The organism is Oceanobacillus luteolus (assembly GCF_023715655.1).
Classification (GTDB): Bacteria; Bacillota; Bacilli; order Bacillales; family Amphibacillaceae; genus Oceanobacillus; species Oceanobacillus luteolus.
Map to the genome: position 1 here is coordinate 47,803 of NZ_JAMBON010000022.1, position 6,589 is coordinate 54,391.

Annotated in this window: 8 protein-coding genes; 1 reads left to right on the plus strand and 7 read right to left on the minus strand. The window is 37.5% G+C overall.

All coding sequences use genetic code 11. The annotated features are described in order from the left end of the window. Positions 1-16: 16 nt before the first annotated feature. The 4 genes from M3210_RS12880 to M3210_RS12895 form a co-directional block, all read right to left on the minus strand. Complete coding sequence (locus M3210_RS12880) at positions 17-1,003, minus strand: class I SAM-dependent methyltransferase (RefSeq protein ID WP_251515040.1); 987 nt, start codon at positions 1,001-1,003, stop codon at positions 17-19. A 72-nt stretch (positions 1,004-1,075) separates the two neighbouring features. Then, complete coding sequence (tpx, locus tag M3210_RS12885) at positions 1,076-1,576, minus strand: thiol peroxidase (protein ID WP_251515041.1); 501 nt, start codon at positions 1,574-1,576, stop codon at positions 1,076-1,078. A 109-nt stretch (positions 1,577-1,685) separates the two neighbouring features. Further along, entirely contained in the window at positions 1,686-2,132 is a 447-nt protein-coding gene (gene ytfJ, locus M3210_RS12890) for a GerW family sporulation protein (RefSeq protein ID WP_251515042.1), read from the minus strand. Positions 2,133-2,153: 21 nt separating this feature from the next. Next, positions 2,154-2,681, minus strand: a complete 528-nt coding sequence (locus M3210_RS12895) for a DUF2953 domain-containing protein (RefSeq protein ID WP_251515043.1) — start codon at positions 2,679-2,681, stop codon at positions 2,154-2,156. Positions 2,682-2,896: 215 nt separating this feature from the next. Here M3210_RS12895 and M3210_RS12900 point away from each other — a divergent pair, with 215 nt between their 5' ends. Next, positions 2,897-3,697, plus strand: coding sequence for an NAD kinase (locus M3210_RS12900; RefSeq protein ID WP_251515044.1), 801 nt, complete (start codon positions 2,897-2,899; stop codon positions 3,695-3,697). A gap of 120 nt (positions 3,698-3,817) precedes the next feature. Here the strand turns inward: M3210_RS12900 and M3210_RS12905 are convergent, their stop codons facing one another. The 3 genes from M3210_RS12905 to M3210_RS12915 form a co-directional block, all read right to left on the minus strand. Further along, the gene (locus tag M3210_RS12905) at positions 3,818-4,009 is read right to left on the minus strand and encodes an alpha/beta-type small acid-soluble spore protein (RefSeq protein WP_251515045.1); all 192 of its coding nucleotides are present in this window, start codon (positions 4,007-4,009) and stop codon (positions 3,818-3,820) included. 103 nt (positions 4,010-4,112) lie between these two features. After that, entirely contained in the window at positions 4,113-5,312 is a 1,200-nt protein-coding gene (gene thiI, locus M3210_RS12910; RefSeq protein WP_251515046.1) for a tRNA uracil 4-sulfurtransferase ThiI, read from the minus strand. A gap of 5 nt (positions 5,313-5,317) precedes the next feature. Continuing rightward, positions 5,318-6,457, minus strand: coding sequence for a cysteine desulfurase family protein (locus M3210_RS12915; RefSeq protein ID WP_251515047.1), 1,140 nt, complete (start codon positions 6,455-6,457; stop codon positions 5,318-5,320). Positions 6,458-6,589: the final 132 nt, after the last annotated feature.

Sequence of the window (6,589 nt, forward strand, 5' to 3'; positions counted from 1 at the left end):
CTCCAGCATTCAAGTATTATCTACCTTCATAAGTTTGAAACCAACGATTCATTTGTCCAAGAATGTCGGCCATCGCTTGATGGTTTGTTAAAGACGGAAGTTGCACCAAGAGTGGCTGTTTTGGACTTGAAGTTTCTTCCCCTTTTTTCTGAAGGACTAAAATGCTTTTAACATTCCTCGATGATTTAAAAATGGATTCCGGTAATCGAAGGACCCCAACGATATGTGCGTGTTCCTTCAAATAACGATTTAACTGTTCGGATTGATCACTTGTGAAAAGGAAATCAGGAATAACGAATATTAGGAACCCTGCTTCTTTCGTGTATTTCAAACTTTGTTCAATGAACAAATGATGTGAATAGGAATGCCCACTTCCCGCCTTCAACTTATAATCATTTGCTCGAATATCATCCGGATAATACCCAACTGGCAAGTCAGCTACAATCAAATCAACTGGGTCAATCAGAAACGGTGCCAAACTATCTTGATGGAAAAACTCAATTTCCTTCTTCAATAAATTGGCACTGCTTACGGCAAGCTGAATCAGCGTTGGATCTACCTCACTTGCATAAGCTGTCTGTTTTTGTGACAGTTGCTCCATGACTGTAAAAAGTAAATTGCCCGTACCTCCTGCTGGGTCGAAGATACGGATTTCTTGTTTATTCTTCATTAATTGATCCGCCAAATAGGCAACGATGAGTCCGATAGATTCCGGAGTCATGACATGTTGTTCTTGGACAGAATCTTTCATTCCTTTTAAAATAGCCAACTGGAGCGCCTTTTTAAGGTCGGTAGTCGAGTATTTAATTTCTCCCAGCTCGTCCAATGCATCATTCAGCTTCTTAGTTAATATGTCGTTGAATTCTTCGTTGGGTGAATCAAAAAACACCGTGTCCATTACTTCACTGAGACTATCTAAATACGGTTCATCCATATGAGCTTGAATTATTTCTGTTGTCTTCTCAAACCATTTAAAAAGTTGTTCTACTGTTGACTTTTCCATTCCATACCTCCACTAAACATCATATCCTTTGCATGAAAAATCTCTCTCGCGTCGCCTTGAGAGAGATTGAATTTACTTCGCTTGTTTGACAGCTTCTAAAGCAGCGTCGTAATCCGGATGGTTTGAAACCTCGTCAACATACTCCACATAGGTCACCACATCATTTGAATCGACAACAAAGATCGATCTTGTGAGTAAACGCAGCTCTTTGATAAGTACACCGTACTTTTCACCAAAGTCCCCATCGCGGTGGTCAGACAATGTGTCCAGGTTTTTGATGCCTTCTGCTGCGCACCAGCGTTTCTGAGCAAATGGCAAGTCCATACTAATCGTTAGAACTTGAACATTATCCAGCTTTTCCGCTTCCTCATTAAAAGTTCTTGTCTGCTTTGAGCAAACTCCTGTATCAATAGAAGGTACAACACTGATCAGCTTTACTTTTCCTTTGTATTCATCAAGAGATACTTCTTGTAGATCATTTGTGAGTACTGTAAAATTAGGGGCCTTGTCTCCAACCTTGATTTCTTTACCTACTAAAGTAACTGGATCATGATGGAATGTAATTTGCTTCATTTGTATCCTTCCTCCCATTATCTTTCTTTCCTCTATTATGAAGAATCCTTTAATCATTGTCCAATATTTCACACCTGGAAGGAAGTGTACATGTTAAATTGTTACTTGTCTAAATATCAAAATTAATCGGATTTGTTTTTTCTTCTTTTCCACCCTTTTCTTTTTTCTCATTCCTTGATCCTTTATCTTTTATCATTTTTTCAACTTTCTCAATCACTTGCGGAGTCATATCTAGAAATTTCTCATAGAGATGGCTATTCTGATCAAGACGAACCATCTTCACATTTTCGTCCTTTATAATTAAAAAAGCTATCGGTGTAAGGGATACCCCACCACCACTTCCACCTCCAAATGGTAACGTTGCATCACTTTCGTTCGATTGAGAATTAAACTCACTACCTCCTGCAGCAAATCCGAATCCCACTTTGGAAACTGGTATAATGGTACTTCCATCTGGAGTTTCAATCGGGTCACCGATTATCGTGTTCGTCTCTACTAAAGATTGTAAACTTTCCATCGCAGTCGTCATTAAGCCTTGAATTGGATGTTCTTCCATATTTCATTACCTCCATCAATATTAATTTAGTTTTTGTAATTCCAACTTCAACTTCCTATACGTACGGAAGCTTAGAATCAGTTTGCAATCAAACTTCGAATAAAATCCCTCACCATGATAATTTGGTTGTACTTTCATGACGGGGTGCTGCACTGCTTTGAAATAGTTTGTCAACGCATGAACTGCCATTTCTTTTCCTGCCCAAATAAAACCTGTTAAGATTCCCGTAAAATGAGCTTCGCCAATACCGATTCCTGTCTCCCATTTTAGATTCTCCACTTTAATTTTTCTTAATAAAGGGAGTGACTCTCTCCACGCTACCGGAGATTTAGATGGGAAAGCAGCATCTTCATCTTCTAAAAAATCGGTTAATATCGGCAAATAAAAAGTATGCGACCACCAACGTACCTTAAACAATAAAACAGTTATCTTGATTCGATGGGTGTCAGTAAAGTTAATTCGGTAGTTTATATGGACTTGGAATCTAAGTAATATAAACAATAGGACAAGCAAGCAGACAATCAAGCAGAAAATTACAGACCAAATCATATCTCTTAATCCTTTTCCTTGAGTTCTATCGGCATTCCTCCCTATCCTAGTATGGATACAGAGAATCTGATTCTCTAACATCAGATTGAAATACCATCGATTACCACTTAGCTTGTCTATATATCAATTTTTTTATCCTATTAAGTATAAAATTGGATAATTTTATTTGAGATGATATGATGAAAATACAATGAGATTTGGGGAGGTTTTCCAATTTGGCACATAGGAATCATTTATATTTCTACTATCTTAAAGATGAAGATACAGACGAAAAAGTGTCACAGCTAACTGAAGTTGCTCAAAGTAACGGTTACAAAATTGTTGATCATACGGATGAAGCAAACATTATTGTGAGTATTGGCGGTGATGGTACCTTTCTTCAGGCCGTAAGAAAGAGCGGCTTCCGACAAGATGCCCTTTATGTAGGCATTACCCGTGAAGGGGAGTCCGGACTATATTGTGATTTCAATTTAGATAACTTTAATGAAATGCTCCATCTTCTCATGCATGAAGAATTGGAGGTACGCCGATTCCCAGTAATTAAAACACGCATCAATAATGGAACCGATCATTATTGTTTAAATGAGGTCAGCATACGCTCAACTATTGTTAAAACAATTGTCATAGATGTACTTATCGACGATTGTCATTTTGAAACTTTCCGTGGGGACGGGTTAATTGTTTCCACCCCTACTGGAAGTACAGCTTATAACAAATCTGCAAACGGAGCGGTCGTTGACCCTCTTATTCCTAGCTTTCAAGTTTCTGAAGTCGCTTCATTAAATAATAATCAATATCGTACACTCGGTTCCTCTTTTATTTTGAATAAAGACCGGAAATTAACGTTAAACATTCAATCGACTGGAAATGATCATCCAATAATCAGTTTGGACAATGAAGCAAATCCAATACGTAAAATTGATTCCATAGAGGTTGAAATGGATGATGCGGTTATTAAAACAGTGAAATTAAAAAACAATTCCTTCTGGGATAGAGTAAAAAGAACTTTTCTATAGTAGTAGTATTTACCAATAGACTAAAGTCTATATCAAAAAGCAGGACGTTCATCCTTTGTATTGGATGGTCGTCCTGCTTTTGCCTATCTAGGCTAGTACTCATTTGTTAATGTTAATTAACTATTTTAATTGTTGTTGTGCCATGGAAACTAGTCTTTTGGTAATTTCTCCTCCAACAGATCCATTAGCACGAGAAGTAGTGTCAGCACCCAGGTTTACACCAAATTCCTGAGCAATTTCGTATTTCATTTGTTCTAAAGCTTGTTCTACACCAGGGACTAGCAATTGATTTGAGTTATTATTGTTAGCCATGTAGCTCACCTCCTTGGTAAACATAGATTGTGTAATTTGGAGGTAAAACATACATAACTACTATTAACAGTTCTTGGAAATAAATCTAGATTAATCCACGATATTAAAACAGATCCTCAAACTCTGATTCCTGTTGTTTCGATGTAATCTTTATCGTTTCAATACCTTCAATCGCTTCATTAATTGATTCACTAAAATCATGACGAGCCTCGTAAGCATTTACTTTATCACGTCTAGGTTTGGTTTTAGGAGATTTTGGAACAAAGATTGTACAGCAATCCTCATAAGGTAAGATTGATATATCATAAGTTCCAATCTTCCTGGATATAGCAATGACTTCTTCCTTATCCATCGCAACCAATGGTCTGATTATCGGATAGTTGGTCACTTCATTGATCGTATGCATACTTTCCATTGTCTGACTCGCAACTTGTCCTAAGTTCTCACCAGTCGTCAATGATAAAATTCCTTCCTGTTGGCAAACAGCTTCCGCAATTCGGAACATCATACGTCTCATAATAGTCATGCCATAGTTTTCCGGCATCTCACGAAAGATTTCCTGCTGGAGTTTCGTAAAAGGCACAATATGGACACGAATGGATTTCCCATATTTGGTCAATTGCTTAGTAAGGTCAAGAACTTTTTGTTTTGCCCGTTCACTAGTATATGGAGGTGAGTGAAAATGGATTGCTTCCAATTGAACCCCGCGCTTCATTGCTAGATATCCAGCAACAGGGCTGTCGATACCACCTGATAGAAGCAATAATGATTTTCCTGAAGTTCCGACTGGTAAACCACCAGCTCCAGGAACATTTTCCGAAGTGATATACGTTGCTTCGGCACGAATTTCAACCTTCACTTCCACATCTGGATGATGTACATCGACGGTAATATCATCCGTATTTACTAAAAGATGTGTTCCAAGCAATTGATTCATTTCAGATGAACCATGCGGAAACTGTTTATTTACACGTTTCACACTAACTTTGAATGTCTTTACATCCTTCGCTTTCTTTAAAGCATATAAAGCAGCCTCTTTAATTTGCTCAACATCATTGTCAACTTTAATTGCTAACGATAAACTATGGATTCCAAATACCTTTTTACAGATATCCATAATCGGTTCAGGGTCATGTCCATTCAAAAGAATAAACATTCTTCCTTGGGTCCGCTTAATTTTAACTTGGGGAAATTCTTTTAATTTAGCAAGAAGGTTTTCCTGCAATGTCAAGATGAAACTGCGCATATTTTTCCCCTTTAACGCCATTTCACCATACCGAATCAATATATGTTCATATTCCATATTATCTACCTCAAGACTTGTTTAAATTGATTTAAAGATCTACTGAATACATCAATAAATCTTTTCATTTCTTCCATTGTATTGTCATAAGAAAGACTAATCCTTAGGCCGGAAATAGCAACATCTCGAGAAAAACCGCAAGCTACTAAAATTTTGCTTTCATCTTTTTGTTTCGATGAGCATGCTGATTTTGTAGAGATATAAATGCCTTCTTCTCCAAGCATATGGATCATCACTTCCGGTTTGAGACCAGGCACTGAAATATTAAGAATATGTGGTGCGCCATCTTCCGGACTATTTATAATTACGTCATCAAATTGCTTCAATTCTTTCCACAAATAATCACGCATTTCTTTTAAGTGGTTGGCATACTGTTTTTCTTTTTCATGGATAAGGCGCAATGCTTTCACCATGGAAACTGCTCCTGCCACATTTTCCGTGCCAGAACGAAGCCCATTTTCTTGGCCACCACCATGAAACAACGGAAATAATTTCGTTGTTTTATTTACAAATAGGATACCAGTACCTTTTAACCCATGAATCTTATGGCCAGAGAACGTACAGAGATCGATACCTGACTCATAAATATTAACTGGTACTTTTCCTAAGCTCTGAACTGCATCAACATGGAAAAACAATTTAGGATATTGACGTAGTATTTTACCGATCTCCTCTATAGGCTGAATGGATCCAATTTCATTATTCACATGCATGATACTAACGAGAATCGTATCTTCTCGAATTGCTCTTTTAAGATCCTCTAAATTGATAATTCCCTTTTCATCAACCGGAAGCATGGTAATTTCAAACCCTAGTTTCTCTAGACTTTGACAAGCTTCTTCAACAGATGGATGCTCAATCGCCGTTGTTATAATGTGTTTTCCACGATTTTGATGTTCCAGTGCAATTCCTTTTATGGCAATATTATTTCCTTCTGTTCCTCCAGATGTGAATATAATTTCGTTCGCTTCAACTTGCAGGATGGATGCTGCTTGCTCTTTAGCCTTTTGTAAAAGCTTTTCTGTTGTTCCCCCCAATTGGTGAATGGAGGATGGATTTGCAAAAAACTTTTCAGAAGTTTTTTGAAAGCTCTCGATGACTGCTGAATCTGGCTTTGTGGTTGCACTATTGTCTAGGTAAATCATATTTCCTCCCCCTCGTATATTATGTTTAGGCCTACATTTTCCGCCTATTATTTCCTTGTAATTCACCCTGTTGATATGTCAAATGACTTGGACGCTCTGGGATATTCCTAGATAATGGTCTTAGGATCATTT

What these genes read in the sequence shown, in the direction of transcription:
- thiI (WP_251515046.1), bottom strand. Translation starts at nt 5,312, where the DNA reads ATGGAATATGAACATATATTGATTCGGTATGGTGAAATGGCGTTAAAG.
- M3210_RS12895 (WP_251515043.1), bottom strand. Translation starts at nt 2,681, where the DNA reads ATGATTTGGTCTGTAATTTTCTGCTTGATTGTCTGCTTGCTTGTCCTA.
- M3210_RS12915 (WP_251515047.1), bottom strand. Translation starts at nt 6,457, where the DNA reads ATGATTTACCTAGACAATAGTGCAACCACAAAGCCAGATTCAGCAGTC.
- M3210_RS12905 (WP_251515045.1), bottom strand. Translation starts at nt 4,009, where the DNA reads ATGGCTAACAATAATAACTCAAATCAATTGCTAGTCCCTGGTGTAGAA.
- tpx (WP_251515041.1), bottom strand. Translation starts at nt 1,576, where the DNA reads ATGAAGCAAATTACATTCCATCATGATCCAGTTACTTTAGTAGGTAAA.
- ytfJ (WP_251515042.1), bottom strand. Translation starts at nt 2,132, where the DNA reads ATGGAAGAACATCCAATTCAAGGCTTAATGACGACTGCGATGGAAAGT.
- M3210_RS12880 (WP_251515040.1), bottom strand. Translation starts at nt 1,003, where the DNA reads ATGGAAAAGTCAACAGTAGAACAACTTTTTAAATGGTTTGAGAAGACA.